This is a genomic window from Mesorhizobium sp. M8A.F.Ca.ET.021.01.1.1, assembly GCF_003998025.1.
GTDB lineage: Bacteria > Pseudomonadota > Alphaproteobacteria > Rhizobiales > Rhizobiaceae > Mesorhizobium.
Genome location: NZ_RZSJ01000109.1, coordinates 1 through 13,469, shown reverse-complemented (window position 1 = coordinate 13,469; position 13,469 = coordinate 1). Strand labels below are relative to the sequence as shown.

The window sequence follows — 13,469 nt, the reverse complement described above, 5'->3', positions numbered from 1 at the left end:
CTCGGCATGTCCAGCGCGCCGACATCGCCGGTGAAGACGGCGGCGCGCAGATTGGTGCCGCCGAGATCGATGGCCAGAACCCGCGTCATCGGCCGGGCCCCTTGCCGAACGGCGGCGCGAACAGGCCGCTGCCGGCATTCCACGAATGCGACGCCGCCGCGAAGGCTTGTGCGTAACGCGTACCGCGCAGGCAGCCGCGCAACCGGTAGAGCGCGCTGTAGTAATCGACATAGGGAAAGCTGCTCAGGCCCCGCGCCAACTCGTACTCCTTGACCGCCTCGCTCCAGGCCTCGAAGCCGTCGCTGACATCGACGAGATGTTCGGGCCGAAAACCGTCATCATCCTCCCAGTTCTCGCCGAACAGGAGCAGTTGCGGCGTGTGCGCCGGGTTGTCGCTGGCTACCGTCGGCAGGGCGGCGTAGAAGATGCCGGTTTGCGTCAGATGCGCGGCGGCGCGATGGTCCTTGTGCCAGCTGCCGTGCCAATGAGTGATGACGATCTCGGGTTTGAGTTCGCGAATGATGTCGCATACCTCGAGCGCCGTCTCGTCGTCCGACGGCAGGAAGGCGTCGCGCAGGCCGAGGCTGCGCACCTTGACACCAAGCCGCTCGGCGGCCCTGCCCGCTTCCTCTTCCTTCTGCACGCAATAATGCGCGGGGATGAGGCAGGGATGCCCCTGCTCGCCCATGGTCAGGTGCAGGAAGGTCACCGAAGCGCCGCGTTTAACGGCGGCGGCGGCCAGCGGCCCAGCGATCACCTCGGCATCGAAGGCGTGCGCGCCGACGACCAGGATGGAGCTTGCGGCGTAGATCCTGTCTTCGATCATTTCATGCCTCCCCCGGCGCCGACGCCTTCGCGAATCTGGCGGGCGAGCAGACAATACATGATCAGGATGGGCGCCATGGAGATCGCCAGCGAGGCGAAGACCAGGCCCCAGTCGGTGCGGAACTGGCCGACGAAGACGCTGATCGCCAGCGGCACGGTCTTGTAGCGGTCGTCGAAGATGAAGATCAGCGGGAAGAAGAAGTCGTTCCACACAGCGATCGCCGTGAAGATGGCGACGATCGACACCGCCGGCTTCACCATCGGCAGGATAATCTGGAACAGGATGCGGACCTCGCCGGCGCCATCCATGCGCGCCGCCTCGTCGAGTTCGGAGGGCAACACGCGCATGAAGTTGGCGAAGATGAAGACGGCGAAGGGAATGCGGATCGCCGAATAGACGAGGATCAGCCCGGTCAGCGAATCGAGCAGGCCGAGCTTGCGCATCAAGGTGAACAGTTCGACCGAGGCCAGCCTGATCGGCAGCATGATGCCCGACAGGAACAGGCCGAGCATGATGGCATTCCAGCCGAGCCGGTAGCGGCTGAGCGGATAGGCGGCCATCGCCGAGACGACGATGGTGAGAATGACCGCGCCGCCGGTGACGATCAGGCTGTTGATGAAATTGTGGCCGAGATCGGCGCGCGTCCACGCCCGGACGAAATTGTCGAAGGCCCAGCTTTGCGGCAGGCCGAGCCGATTGTCATAGATCTCGGCGGTCGTCTTGAAGCAGGAGACGACGAGGATGTAGAGCGGCAGCAGAACCGCGGCCGTCCAGCAGACCAGCACCGTCCAGCCGGGCAGCCGCGCCAGTCTCGGCGAGAAGGTCCTGTGCGGGATCGCCAGCGCGCTCACAACTGCACCGTGCGGCGATCGAAGAAGCGCAGCATCAGAAGCGTGCCGATGCTGAGGATCAGGAACAGTACGGTGCCCAAGGCCAGCGCCAGCCCGATATCCGTGATGCCGACAGCGCCCTCGGCGCCAAAGGCCAGCCGGTAGAAATAGGTCACCAGCGTGTCGGTCGCGTAGCTCGGATTGCCCTGCACGCCCTGCATGACATAGACGATGTCGAACTGGTTGAAGGTGTTGATAAACGACAGCGTCGTCAGCGTGCCGAGCGCCGGCATCAAAAGCGGCAGCGCGATCGAAAACAGCATGCGTGCATTGCCGGCGCCGTCGAGCTTGGCCGCCTCGAAGATCTGGCCGGAAATCTGCCGCAGGCCGGCCGTGTAGATCAGCACCGGCAAGCCCATCCAGTTCCAGACGTCGACGGCGATCAGCATTCCGAGGGCCGTGTGGCTGTTGCCGAGCACGGTGAGGCTGCCCTCATGCAGGCCAAGCCCGTTCAGCGCCCATTCGACTACGCCGCCGGGCGCCAGGAGCAGCCGCCACAGCGCACCGACGATGACCGGGCTCAGCACCGCCGGAAAGAAAAACACCGACTGGAAGAAGGCCGCGCCCCTGTCGCGCAGGAACAGCAGCCAGGCGAACAAAAGACCGATGCCGTTCTGGAAGACCATGATGCCGAAGAACCAGGCGGTGTTGTGCCAGAGCGCGCCGTAGAGCCGCGCGCCGCTCGGGAAGACGAACAGCCGCGAGAAATTCGACAAACCGGCAAACTCGACCATGCGCAGCCCCTTCCAGATGAAGAAGCTGCCCCACAGCGACATCGCCAGGGGATAGAGGACGAAGAGCGCATAGACGGCCAGCGCCGGCAGGATGAAAAGCACGGCCATGCGCTGCTGCGTGCGTTTCAGGCTGCTTGTACGGTGAAGGTTGGCCATACGTTCTGTCCGGCGAGAGGCCGGCCGCGATGCGACCGGCCCGGCTCCTCACTGCTTCGGCTTGAACCAGGTGGCGACGGCGGCCTGAATATCGGCGGCCAGCTTCTCGGGTGCGATGTTGCCTTCGACCATGTCGATGATCTCCGACTGCAAGACCGAGGAGGCCGTCGGCGACTGCCAGCGAAAGCCGACCAGCGTCAGATAGGGTGTCGAGTTCTTCGACATTTCCATCATCTGCGCCAGCACAGGATCCTTCACCGTCACATCGGTGCGGGCCGGAGGCCAGCCGAGCTCGTCTGCGAACAGCTGGGCGAATTCGGCCGAGGCCATGAAGCCAAGCACCTTGGTGGCGGCCTCCTTGTTCTGACTCTCGGAGACGAGACCGTAGGAGCCGTCCGAGAAGGCCGAGGTATAGAGCTTGGTCCCGGCATCGTCGGCCGGGAATGGGAAGATGGAGAATTTCAGCTTCGGATTCTGCGCCTTGAAACTGCCGTTCTCAAAGGACCCGCCGAGGAACATCGCCGCCTTGCCGCCGATGAACTGCTGCGTGGCCGTGGTGTAGTCGATGCCGGCGAAGCCGTCGGGGAAATAGGGCTTCAGCTCGGCGAAGCGCTTCAGTGCCGCGACATAGCGGGGGTCCTCGAAGGTCGCCTTGCCGGTCATCATCTCGTCGTAGAAGCCGGGGCCGTAGACGGTCGGGCCGATGACGCCGACGCCGATCTCCAGTTCCCAGGCGGAGCCATTGGCGCCGCCGGTGGCGATCGGGGTGATGCCGGCCGCCTTCAGCTTCTCGCAGGCGGCGACGAAATCCTTGTAGGTCTTGGGGATCTCGATGCCTTGCGCGGCAAAGATATCCTGGTTGTAGAACACCCCCATCATCGGCACCGAATAAGGCACGCCGTAGACCTTGCCGTCGGTGCGGCCGCGCGCGCCACCAAGGGCTGCGTCCGGCATGTTCTTCAATTCCGGCACGCTGTCGTCGAGCACGTCGAGATAGCCGGCATCGACGAAGGGCTGCAACTCGCCATAGGCCTTGAGCTGGGCGATATCAGGCCCGCGGCCGCCGCGCAGCGCCGTGCTCAGCCGGTTCTGGTAGTCGGCATCCGGGGTGAACTGGATGTTGACCTTGATGCCGGGGTTCTTGGCCTCGAAGGCGTCGAAGATGCGGCGCATCGCCGCCTCGTCCTCGGTGCGCCAGCTCCACAATGTCACCGTGCTGTCGGCCCTGGCCGGCAGGGTCGTGAAGATGCCCGCGCAGGCGGCGGCAAGGCCGCCGATCAGCCCTAGCGCGGCGCGCCGGTGAATTGAAAGCATGCTCATTGCCAGTTCTCCCGTTTTTCTCTGTCCTTGGCGTCCCGCGACACTTCGATGCCGCGCGAGAGTCATTCGCTCGGCCTAAGTCATTATAACGACATAGCGTTGTTAGCAAGAGGTGTCATTTTCCCTCAGAACGGCATCGTCGAATGATCTGATTCAATCAATTCTAATAACTTATTGTTTTTGAATAACTAAATATCTCACTGTGGTGGCCATGGAAAGATGGTGCCAGTTTCTGCATGCAGCTTTTTCGCAAACGGGCCTTGCGCGATCGCTTCATGTTGTCATAACGTCATCGTGATCGCTATGCTCAAGTGGAGGATGAGGGATGTCGTTTGCCTGGACGTCGAAACTGGCACTGGCCGCGGGTCTTGCCATCCTGCCCGCCAGCGGCTGGGCGCAATCGGTCAACATCTCCTACCTGACGCACTGGTCGCCCGAGACGGTGGCGCTGCTGGAAGCGGCGGCCAAGGATTACGCCAAGACCAATCCCGACATCAGCGTCACCGTGCGCGCCGTTCCTTTCGGCGATCTCCTGACCACGCTTCGCTCCCAAGGCGGCGGTGCGGACGGTCCGACAATCGGTGGCATCTACGATCTCTGGCTGCCGGAACTCGCCCGCGACAAGCTCGTCGCTCCTGCCCCCGATGCGGTGGCGAGCGAGGTCAAGGGCGCCTGGCCGGCGGGCGTCGTCAGCGCCGCTTCGGTCGGCGACAAGCTCTACGGCATACCTAACGAGATCGACGTCTACGCGCTCAACTACAACAAGGCGCTGTTCAAGCAGGCCGGCATCGCCGCTCCGCCAAAGACGTGGGACGAGTTCAAGGACGCGGCGCGGAAACTGACCAACAAGGACGCCGGCCAACAGGGTTTTGGCATGATCAATTCATGGGCCGCGGGCGTCGTCCATCCCTTCGCGTCACTGCTGGTTTCCAATGGCGGCGAGTTGGTTAGGGAGGGCAAGCCGGTGCTGGACAGCAAGCAGGCCGGCGAGACGTTCCAGCTTTATGAAGACCTCATCAAGTCCGGCGCCAGCGTGCCGGCCATGGCGACCGCCGACGCCAACACGACCGGCCCGTTCCTCGACAATTTCGTCTCCGGCAAGACCGGCATGATCATCATGGCCAACTGGTGGGAGAGTGCGCTGAAGACCGGCATGCGCGACAGGTTCACCGACATCGCCACGGCCCCCATCCCCGTCGGCCCGAGCGGCGACAAGCCGCATGCGATCTCCTATTCCTGGATGACCGTGGTCAACGCCAATGCGGGCCAGGCCGAGCAGAAGGCGGCATGGGATTTCCTGGCCTGGCTCAACAATCCGAAGTCCGGCAAGAACGGCGCGTCGGCCATGTCCGACATCCTGATGTCGATGGGCATCCTGCCGTCGCGCACCTCCGACATCGAGGCGCACAAGGACAAGCTCGGCTCGGAATTCCTGTCCGGCTATGTCAGCGTGCTCGCCGGCGCAAAGCCCTTCCCGGTGGTGCCCGGCGGACAGGAATTCTCGGAATCCCTGCAGCAGACGATCGAGGCGTTGCAGTATGGCCAGGTCTCGGCCAAGGATGCGCAGGCGACGGCGCAGGCCGACGCCACCTCGATCCTGGAGCGCGCCGCCAAATAATGATCAGACCGTAATGATCCAGAGGTACCGTGCCTCGGCGGGCATCATGCTTATGCCCGCCGTGACGCTGATCGGCATCTTCATCCTGCTGCCGATGCTGCTCACCGTCTGGCTGTCCTTCCAGGACTGGTCGACGCAGACACCGTTTTCCAGCGCCAGCTTCATCGGCCTTGACAATTTCCGCGAGATCTTCGGGCCGACCTCGGTCGGGCGCGACTTCAAGGGCGCGCTGACCAACACCGCCATTTATACCGCACTGTCCGTCGTCCTGATCCTGCCGCTGTCGGTGGCTTTCGGCCTGATGGTTTACCAGCACGATGTCGCCGGCGGCACGGCGCTGAGGACGGTGCTGTTCTCCACCTATATGGTGCCGATGATCGCGGTGGCGCTGGTCTGGTCGAAACTCTATTCGCCGAGCGAGGGGCCGCTCAACCAGATGCTCGGCCTGATCGGCGTCGGACCGCAGCCCTTCTTGTCGTCGCCGCGCTCGGCGCTGATCTCGATCGTCTTCCTCAACGTCTGGCAGCAGGTCGGCTATTTCACCGTGCTGGCAATCGCAGGGCTAACGCAGATTCCGGGCAGCCTCTACGAGGCGGCGAAGCTCGACGGCGCCAACCGATTCGAGCAGTTCCGCTTCATCACCTTGCCGCTGATGCGGCGCACGCTTTTGTTCAGCGCCGTCATCGCCATCATCAACGCAGTGCAAGTGTTCGAGCCGGTGGCGCTGATCACACAGGGCGGGCCGGTTGGCTCGACCAATGTCTTGACCTATCACATCCGCCGTGTCGGCATCGAACGCGCGCAGGGCGGACTGGGCTCGGCCATGGCTGTCATGCTGATGCTGTCGCTGATCGTCGTTGTCTGTGCGCTCTTCGCACTCGCCAACCGGAAGAACCAGGAATGAGCGCGGGATCGTCGAGCTGGCTTCCGCGCGGACGCCCCTCCGGCCGCAAGGCGCTGCTGGCGACGCTGATGCTGCTGGCCGCCGTCGCATCCGCCTTCCCGCTGGTGTGGATGGTGCTGTCGAGCCTGAAAACGCCGGCCGAGAGCATGCAGGTGCCACCGGTCTGGATACCGCATGCGCCGAGCCTCGAGTCCTATGAAAAGGTTTCGGGTGTGGTCAATGTCGGCCGCTCCATGTGGAACTCGCTGGTGATCGCCTCGATCACAACGGCCGGCGTGCTGGTCACCAGCATGATGGCCGGCTACGCCTTCGCCAAATACCACTTCCCCGGCCGCTCGCTTTTGTTTTCCGTGCTGATCGCCACCATGTTCCTGCCGCCGATCGTGACGCTGATCCCGCTCTATCGTCTTGTCGGCTCGATCGGCCTCAATGCCAGCCTTGCCGGCATCATCGTGCCCAACCTCGCCAATGCCTTCGGCATTTTCCTGATGCGCCAGTTCATCGCCGGGGTGCCCGACGACCTGGTCGACGCCGCGCGCATGGACGGTGCCTCGGAACTTTTGATCCTGTTCAAGATCGTGGCGCCGAGCGTGGCGCCCGCGATCGCCGCACTGGCGCTGTTCGCCTTCGTCTATCACTGGAACAGCTATCTGTGGCCGCTGACGGTGCTGCAGGGCAACGCCGACGCCTATCCGATCGTCATCAGCCTCAGCCGGCTGTTGAGCTACAACAGGGGCGCGGTCAACACCGGACTGGTGATGGCCGGCGCGACGCTGGCCGTGCTGCCGCCTCTCATCCTGTTCGTCTTCCTGCAGCGCTTCTTCGTCGATTCCATCGTCGGCTCGGCGATCAAGGGGTAGCCAAGGCATGATCCCGAAAAGTGGATAGCCGGTTTTCGAATAAGATCATGCTCAAACAGAGATAGAGCCCCATCCCGATCCATCGGGATGGAACAGGCTCTAATAAGGCAGGCCGACATAGTTTTCCGCCAACGCCGTCGACGCTGCGCGCGAGTGCACGAGATAGTCGAGTTCGGCCTCCTGGATGCGCTGGCCGAAGTCGCCGGTATCGGGAAAGCGATGCAGCATGGTCGTCATCCACCAGGAAAAGCGCACCGCCTTCCACACCCGCGCCAATGCCTTTTGCGAATAGGCGTCGATGCCGGCCATGGATTTCTCGCGGTAGAAGTCGCGCAAACCGGCAAAGAGATAGCGCACGTCGCTGGCGGCGAGGTTGAGACCCTTGGCGCCGGTCGGCGGCACGATGTGGGCGGCATCGCCGACCAGGAACAGCCGGCCGAAGCGCATGGGTTCGGCGACGAAGGAGCGCAGCGGTGCGATCGACTTTTCGAAGGACGGTCCGGTGGTGACGCCTGCTGCCGTCCGCTCCGGCAAGCGGCGGCGCAGCTCGTCCCAGAAGCGGTCGTCGGACCATGCCTCGACCCTGTCGTCCTGAGGGCACTGCACATAGTAGCGGCTGCGGTGCGTCGACCGCATCGAGCACAGCGCGAAGCCTCGCTCATGATTGGCATAGACCAGTTCATGATCGGCCGGCGGCACTTCCGCCAGCACGCCCAGCCAGCCGAACGGATATTGCCGCTCGAAGGTTTTCAGCGCCCGCGCTGGTGCCGATTTGCGGGAGACACCGTGATAGCCGTCACAGCCGGCGATAAAGTCGCAGTCGATGCGATGGCTGACGCCATCCCTCTCATAGGTGACGAAAGGCGCGGCACCGTCGAAATCGTGCAGCGCGACATCGGCTGCTTCATAGACGGTGACCAGTCCCGCCGCTTCGCGCTTGTCCATCAAATCATGTGTCACCTCGGTCTGGCCATAGACGGTGACATGCTTGCCACCGGTGAGTGCAGTGAGATCGATGCGGTGCAGCCGTCCGTCGAAAGCAAGCGAGATGCCGGAGTGCGGAAGGCCTTCGGCATGCAGCCTTTCAGCAGCACCAGCCTCCCCAAGCAGGTCGACCGTGCCCTGTTCGAGCACGCCGGCCCGCACGCGGCCAAGCACGTGCTCGCGGCTCGACCGCTCGAGGATGACGGTCTCGATGCCGATAGTGGCGAGCAACTGGCCGAGCAGCAGGCCGGACGGTCCCGAGCCGACGATGACGACCTGGGTGCGCATCAGTGGCCGAGGCTTTCGACCTGCGCGGCCAGTTCGGCGGCAAGGCGCAGGGATGCGGCCGTCGCGACGACCATCTGCGGCAGCAGCAGCCATTCCAGCGTCCAGGCGGAACCCGAACGCTCCTGCTCATGCACCAGCGCCTGATGCATGCCGGAAAGTTGCGTGGCGTTGAAACGAGCAAGCGCCACCAATGCTTCGGCCTTCACCGGGTTCTGCTTGTGCGGCATCGCCGACGAGCCGCCACCGCCCGATAGCTCGATGTCGGTGCCGCCTTGCGCCAGCAGCGCGATGTCCTGGCCGAACTTGCCGAGACTTCCCGTTATCAGCGACATCAGGCCGGCCAAGTCAGCGAGCGCATCGCGCTGGCTCTGCCATTGCGAGGCATCGCCGAGGCCGAGCCTGGCGGCAAGTGCGGCGCGCACCGCCAGCCCCTTGTCGCCAAGCTTTTCCAGAGTGCCGGCGGCGCCGCCGAACTGGAGGACGAGCAGGCGCGTCGACTGTTGCGACAGCCTCTCCTGGTGCCGCTGCAGTGGCGCCCGCCACGCCGTCACGCGATCCGCCACGGTGATCGGGATCGCCGGCTGCATGCGGGTCACCCCGGTCAGCGCCCTACCCCCGAAGCGCTCCTCCAGGGACGCGAGCCTTATGATTGTCTCGGTCAGCAGCAGGCCGAGATGCTCGACGACGGATTTCAGCCGGAGCACAAGGCTGGTGTCGATGACGTCCTGGCTGGTGGCGCCGAAATGGACCGAACCGCCATGCGGTTCGCCGACGGCCAGTTTGATCTGGCGCACCAGCTCCGGGACCACGACGCCATCCTTGGTGACCCCAGCGCGCAGCTTGCCGGTATCCGGCCGGAACGAGGCAATCGCCTTGACGATCGCCGCCGCGGCCTCCCTGGGGATGATGCCGCGGTCGGCCTCGGCTTCGGCCAAGGCACGTTCGAAATCCAGCATCGCGGCAATGTCGGCTTCCACCGAAAAATGCCGCGCCGCCTCCTCGTCGCCGAGCAGGCCCGAAAGCAGCGGATGGTCGAAGGGCGATACGGTCATGTCCTGCTCCGTCCATCAACTGTCGAAGAAGACGGTTTCCTTGTCCCCCTGGAGATGGATATCGAAGATATAGGCGTCGCCCTGGCGCTCGGCGATCAGCGTCGACACGCGAACGCGGTGCTCGATACGCGCCAGGATCGGATCCTCGCCATTGGCTTCTTCCTCGTCGGAAAAATAGAGCCGTGTATGCAGACCGAGGTTGATGCCGCGCGCGACGATCCAGAGCGTGATGTGTGGCGCCATCAGGCGACCGTCGCGGAACGGCACGCGGCCGGGCTTGATGGTCTCGAACGAGCAGAGCCCGGTTTCCATGTCGGTCGGGCAACGGCCCCAGCCGAAGAAGTTCGGATCGGCGGCACCGCGCATCTCCGCGGACGAATTGTAGAGCCCGTCGGCATCCGCCTGCCAGATCTCGATCAGCGCGTCCTTCAACGGCGTGCCGGTGCCGTCGAGCACGCGAATGCGCAACTCGATGCGCTCGCCCTTGGTCCGCTCATTGACCATGGCCGAGCCAAGATCGTCCTCATAGACGCCGCCGATGCCGCAGAAATTCGGCGTCAGCCCGATGTGGACATAGGGTCCGGCGGTCTGCGAAGGGCTCTCTTTCGGCCGGTCGAGCGACTGCGCCATCAATTGCCCTCCGGTCTGTTTTCGAACAGCGTCGAGCGGCGCCCGCGCAGCACGATATCGAATTTGTAGGCAAGCGCGTCCATCGGGATTGTCGATTGCATGTCGAGCGCGGCAATCAGCGCTTCGACGGCCGCCTTGTCGCGAATGCCGCCGACGATCGGACAGCGCCAGATCAGCGGATCGCCCTCGAAATACATCTGCGTGATCAGCCGCTGCGCGAAGCCGTGGCCGAAAACCGAAAAATGGATGTGCGCCGGCCGCCAGTCGTTCGGGCCGTTCGGCCAGGGATAAGGACCGGGCCTGACAGTGCGAAAGGCATAGGCGCCGTCCTCGCCGGTGAGGGTGCGGCCGCATCCGCCGAAATTCGGATCGAGCGGCGCCAGATAGCCGTCCTTCTTATGGCGATAGCGGCCGCCGGCATTGGCCTGCCAGAATTCGAGCAGCGCACCAGGAACGCCAACGCCGCGCTCGTCGAGCACCCGCCCATGGACGATGATGCGCTCGCCGATGGCGCTCTCGCCCGGCCTGGCGAAATTGTGGATCAGGTCGTTGTCGCGTTCACGGATCATGGCATGGCCAAACACCGGGCCGGTCAGTTCCGACAGCGTGTTGTCGAATGACAGCAATGCCTTCTGTGGAGAACGCAGCACAGAACTCTTGTAACTCGGCGTGAACGCCGGCGGGTGCCATTGGCGGTCGCGCTGGAAGAAGGCGCCGGTTTCCGGCGTCTGGTTGGAGCCGGGCTCAGCCATGGGCAGCCTTGTCTGCGTCCATTTCCGCAAACACCTCCTTGGCAATCCTGAAGGCGCGGTTGGCCGCCGGCACGCCGGCATAGATCGCGACATGCAGGAAGGCCTCGCAAATATCCTCGCGCGTCGCACCGGTGTTGGCGGTGGCGCGCACATGCAAGGCGACCTCTTCATCATGGCCGAGTGCGGCCAGCAGCGCCAGCGTGACGATCGAGCGTTCGCGCTTGCTGAAGCCTGGTCTGGCCCACACCGTTCCCCAGGCAGCCTCGGTGATCAGTTCCTGGAAAGGCTGGTCGAAATCGGTGGCAGCGACCTCGGCCCGGTCGACATGCGGATCGCCGAGCACGGCGCGCCGCACCGCAAGGCCGGTGCGATATCTGGTCGCGTTGCCGGGGACTTCATCCATGAGTTTGTGCTCCAGGGGCAAGCGATGCGATGAAATCGCGGATCAGCGCGGTGAGCGCCTCGGGTTGTTCGACGCAGGGAATGTGCCCGGCGTCGCGGATGATCTCGAAACGCGAACCGGGGATAAGAGCCGCCAGCGAGCGGACAAGATCGGGAGGTGTCGAGCCATCCTGGTCGCCGGCGATACAGAGCGTCGGCACGGCGATGCGGCATGCCACGTCGGTGAAATCCGCGTCGCGAACCGCCACGCAAGTCCCGATATAGCCGGCAGGCGATTGCCGGGTCATCATGTTCCAATAGCCGTCAAGCTCGGCCATCCGCGCGGTATGGAAGGTCGGAGTGAACCACACTTTGAGCACGCCATCCGCAACGGCCTGGATGCCCTTGCTTTCGACCGTCGCAATGCGTGTGTTCCAGCTGTCCGTCGTACCGATCTTGTGGGCCGTGTCACACAGGATCATGGCCTCGACGATTTCGGGCCGCCTGGCATATAGCCCTTGCGCGATCATGCCACCGACCGACAGGCCGCACAGCACGACCTTCTCCAACCCGAAATGATCGATGAGCGCCGAGAGATCGTCGACATGATCGTCGATCGACCTGATGTCACCGATGTCGGACAGTCCGTGGCCGCGCTTGTCGTAGACCAGCAAGGGCATTTCCCCCTCAAGCGCCGAGACAGTTTCGTCCCAGATGCGAAAGTCGGTGCCCAGCGAATTGATGAACACCACCGGTGGCGTCCTGCCGTTCGCCTCGACATATCGGTGATGCAGCGTGATGCCGCCAAGGGTGACGAATGGCACGATTTCAATCCTCCATCTCCACATTGCACAAGGCGTTTGGTTCGGTAAAATGATATTTTGCGCCGTTTCATTAACTCAGGGGTTATCAAATTCATGTCCGAGAGCCGCATCCGGTTCCGTCACCTGCAGGCATTCCTGGAAGTCGCGCGACAAGGCAGCGTGGCCCGCGCCGCCGATTTTCTGCATGTCAGCGCGCCGGCGGTGACCAAGACGCTGCGTGAACTGGAAGACGCGCTGGGTGTCGCCGTCGTCGAGCGTGACGGGCGCGGCATCCGCGTCACGAGGCTTGGCGAGATCTTCCTCGGCCATGCCGGTTCGGCGATTACGGCTCTCAAGCGCGGTGTCGATTCCGTCCGCCAGGACGGCGCCGTCAATCGCCATCCGATCCGCATCGGCGCGCTGCCGACCGTGTCGGCGAAGGTCATGCCGCGAGCCATGAGCCTGTTCCTGCGGGAAAATACCGGCGCCGCGCTCAAGATCGTCACAGGCGAAAACGCCGTTCTGCTCGAACAGTTGCGCACCGGCGCGCTCGACCTCGTCGTCGGACGGCTGGCGGCGCCCGAGAACATGACCGGCTTTTTCTTCGAACATCTCTACTCCGAACAAGTGCTGTTCGTGGTGCGGGCCGGACATCCGCTACTGGAGCCGGGGGCCGACATCTTCGCCAGCCTCGACGAATTTCCGGTGCTGATGCCGACCCGGGAATCCGTCATCCGGCCCTTTGTCGATCGCCTGTTCATAACCAACGGCATGACCGCGCCGGCCACCGAGATCGAGACGGTCTCGGATTCGTTCGGCCGCGCCTTCATGCGGCAGAGCAATGCGGTGTGGATCATTTCGGCCGGCGTGGTCGCCAACGAGATCGCCAACGGCGCCTTCGTCTCCCTGCCGGTCGACACCGACGAGACCAAGGGGCCGGTCGGCCTGACGATGCGCACCGACACCGCCCCCTCGCCGGCCTTCACCATTCTGCTGCAAACCATTCGCGAGGCGGCCAGATCGGGCAGCTAAGGCATCGACTGGTCAGACGGGCTCCGTCTTCCCTCAGGAATCCGCTAACCCCAGGGTTAATGAAACACCGCAAAATATCATTTTACCGAACCAAATCACTGGTGCACTGTACCGATGGAGGACCACAGAGGGAGGAATGCATGACCTACGCTAGCAGTAGCAGATCCAGTATTCGTGGCGTGTCGCGGCGCCAGTTTCTCGCCACCTCGATGGCTGGCGGCGCGACACGCCACGAATAC

Annotated in this window: 14 protein-coding genes; 4 read left to right on the top strand and 10 right to left on the bottom strand. The window is 63.7% G+C overall.

Annotated elements, in window-relative coordinates; all coding sequences use genetic code 11:
- Window positions 1–85: 85 nt before the first annotated feature.
- From EOA36_RS11630 to EOA36_RS11615, 4 genes are read right to left on the bottom strand one after another with little or no spacing between them, the layout of a single operon-like run.
- Complete coding sequence (locus tag EOA36_RS11630; protein ID WP_127277766.1) at window positions 86–826, bottom strand: PIG-L family deacetylase; 741 nt, start codon at window positions 824–826, stop codon at window positions 86–88.
- On the bottom strand, window positions 823–1,677 hold the full coding sequence (locus EOA36_RS11625) for a carbohydrate ABC transporter permease (RefSeq protein WP_127277765.1): 855 nt from the start codon (window positions 1,675–1,677) through the stop codon (window positions 823–825). The genes EOA36_RS11630 and EOA36_RS11625 overlap by 4 nt, the downstream gene beginning before the upstream one ends.
- Window positions 1,674–2,606: a sugar ABC transporter permease gene (locus tag EOA36_RS11620; RefSeq protein ID WP_127277764.1), complete on the bottom strand. Its 933-nt coding sequence runs from the start codon at window positions 2,604–2,606 to the stop codon at window positions 1,674–1,676. Before EOA36_RS11620 ends, EOA36_RS11625 begins: the two co-directional genes overlap by 4 nt.
- Window positions 2,607–2,654: 48 nt before the next feature.
- Window positions 2,655–3,926 carry an extracellular solute-binding protein gene (locus EOA36_RS11615; RefSeq protein WP_127277763.1) on the bottom strand — a complete coding sequence of 424 codons (1,272 nt, stop codon included), beginning with the start codon at window positions 3,924–3,926 and terminating at the stop codon, window positions 2,655–2,657.
- 325 nt (window positions 3,927–4,251) lie between these two features.
- Between EOA36_RS11615 and EOA36_RS11610 the strand changes: the two genes are divergently transcribed.
- The 3 genes from EOA36_RS11610 to EOA36_RS11600 are packed head-to-tail and all read left to right on the top strand — an operon-like array spanning window position 4,252 to window position 7,308.
- Window positions 4,252–5,544: an extracellular solute-binding protein gene (locus EOA36_RS11610; RefSeq protein WP_127277762.1), complete on the top strand. Its 1,293-nt coding sequence runs from the start codon at window positions 4,252–4,254 to the stop codon at window positions 5,542–5,544.
- Window positions 5,545–5,557: 13 nt separating this feature from the next.
- Window positions 5,558–6,448, top strand: coding sequence for a sugar ABC transporter permease (locus EOA36_RS11605; RefSeq protein ID WP_127277761.1), 891 nt, complete (start codon window positions 5,558–5,560; stop codon window positions 6,446–6,448).
- Window positions 6,445–7,308, top strand: coding sequence for a carbohydrate ABC transporter permease (locus tag EOA36_RS11600; protein WP_127277760.1), 864 nt, complete (start codon window positions 6,445–6,447; stop codon window positions 7,306–7,308). The genes EOA36_RS11605 and EOA36_RS11600 overlap by 4 nt, the downstream gene beginning before the upstream one ends.
- Before the next feature lie 99 nt (window positions 7,309–7,407).
- Here the strand turns inward: EOA36_RS11600 and pobA are convergent, their stop codons facing one another.
- From pobA to pcaD, 6 genes are read right to left on the bottom strand one after another with little or no spacing between them, the layout of a single operon-like run.
- Window positions 7,408–8,580, bottom strand: a complete 1,173-nt coding sequence (pobA, locus tag EOA36_RS11595; RefSeq protein ID WP_127277759.1) for a 4-hydroxybenzoate 3-monooxygenase — start codon at window positions 8,578–8,580, stop codon at window positions 7,408–7,410.
- Entirely contained in the window at window positions 8,580–9,632 is a 1,053-nt protein-coding gene (locus tag EOA36_RS11590) for a 3-carboxy-cis,cis-muconate cycloisomerase (RefSeq protein WP_127277758.1), read from the bottom strand. The genes pobA and EOA36_RS11590 overlap by 1 nt, the downstream gene beginning before the upstream one ends.
- A gap of 15 nt (window positions 9,633–9,647) precedes the next feature.
- Complete coding sequence (gene pcaG, locus EOA36_RS11585; RefSeq protein ID WP_127277757.1) at window positions 9,648–10,262, bottom strand: protocatechuate 3,4-dioxygenase subunit alpha; 615 nt, start codon at window positions 10,260–10,262, stop codon at window positions 9,648–9,650.
- Window positions 10,262–11,014 (bottom strand): protocatechuate 3,4-dioxygenase subunit beta, encoded by a 753-nt coding sequence (gene pcaH / locus EOA36_RS11580; RefSeq protein WP_127277756.1) that lies wholly within the window; start codon window positions 11,012–11,014, stop codon window positions 10,262–10,264. The genes pcaG and pcaH overlap by 1 nt, the downstream gene beginning before the upstream one ends.
- On the bottom strand, window positions 11,007–11,417 hold the full coding sequence (gene pcaC / locus EOA36_RS11575; protein ID WP_127277755.1) for a 4-carboxymuconolactone decarboxylase: 411 nt from the start codon (window positions 11,415–11,417) through the stop codon (window positions 11,007–11,009). Before pcaC ends, pcaH begins: the two co-directional genes overlap by 8 nt.
- A complete protein-coding gene (gene pcaD / locus EOA36_RS11570) occupies window positions 11,410–12,219 on the bottom strand; it encodes a 3-oxoadipate enol-lactonase (protein WP_127277754.1) in 810 nt (269 codons plus the stop codon). The genes pcaC and pcaD overlap by 8 nt, the downstream gene beginning before the upstream one ends.
- A 93-nt stretch (window positions 12,220–12,312) precedes the next feature.
- Here pcaD and pcaQ point away from each other — a divergent pair, with 93 nt between their 5' ends.
- A complete protein-coding gene (gene pcaQ / locus EOA36_RS11565; protein WP_127277753.1) occupies window positions 12,313–13,230 on the top strand; it encodes a pca operon transcription factor PcaQ in 918 nt (305 codons plus the stop codon).
- Window positions 13,231–13,469 lie beyond the last annotated feature (239 nt).

Bases quoted from the DNA above. Each gene is read 5' to 3' on its own strand.
- pobA (WP_127277759.1), bottom strand. From the start codon at position 8,580: ATGCGCACCCAGGTCGTCATCGTCGGCTCGGGACCGTCCGGCCTGCTG.
- EOA36_RS11620 (WP_127277764.1), bottom strand. From the start codon at position 2,606: ATGGCCAACCTTCACCGTACAAGCAGCCTGAAACGCACGCAGCAGCGC.
- pcaG (WP_127277757.1), bottom strand. From the start codon at position 10,262: ATGGCGCAGTCGCTCGACCGGCCGAAAGAGAGCCCTTCGCAGACCGCC.
- pcaC (WP_127277755.1), bottom strand. From the start codon at position 11,417: ATGGATGAAGTCCCCGGCAACGCGACCAGATATCGCACCGGCCTTGCG.
- EOA36_RS11605 (WP_127277761.1), top strand. From the start codon at position 5,558: ATGATCCAGAGGTACCGTGCCTCGGCGGGCATCATGCTTATGCCCGCC.
- EOA36_RS11590 (WP_127277758.1), bottom strand. From the start codon at position 9,632: ATGACCGTATCGCCCTTCGACCATCCGCTGCTTTCGGGCCTGCTCGGC.
- pcaH (WP_127277756.1), bottom strand. From the start codon at position 11,014: ATGGCTGAGCCCGGCTCCAACCAGACGCCGGAAACCGGCGCCTTCTTC.
- EOA36_RS11630 (WP_127277766.1), bottom strand. From the start codon at position 826: ATGATCGAAGACAGGATCTACGCCGCAAGCTCCATCCTGGTCGTCGGC.
- EOA36_RS11615 (WP_127277763.1), bottom strand. From the start codon at position 3,926: ATGAGCATGCTTTCAATTCACCGGCGCGCCGCGCTAGGGCTGATCGGC.
- pcaQ (WP_127277753.1), top strand. From the start codon at position 12,313: ATGTCCGAGAGCCGCATCCGGTTCCGTCACCTGCAGGCATTCCTGGAA.
- EOA36_RS11610 (WP_127277762.1), top strand. From the start codon at position 4,252: ATGTCGTTTGCCTGGACGTCGAAACTGGCACTGGCCGCGGGTCTTGCC.
- EOA36_RS11600 (WP_127277760.1), top strand. From the start codon at position 6,445: ATGAGCGCGGGATCGTCGAGCTGGCTTCCGCGCGGACGCCCCTCCGGC.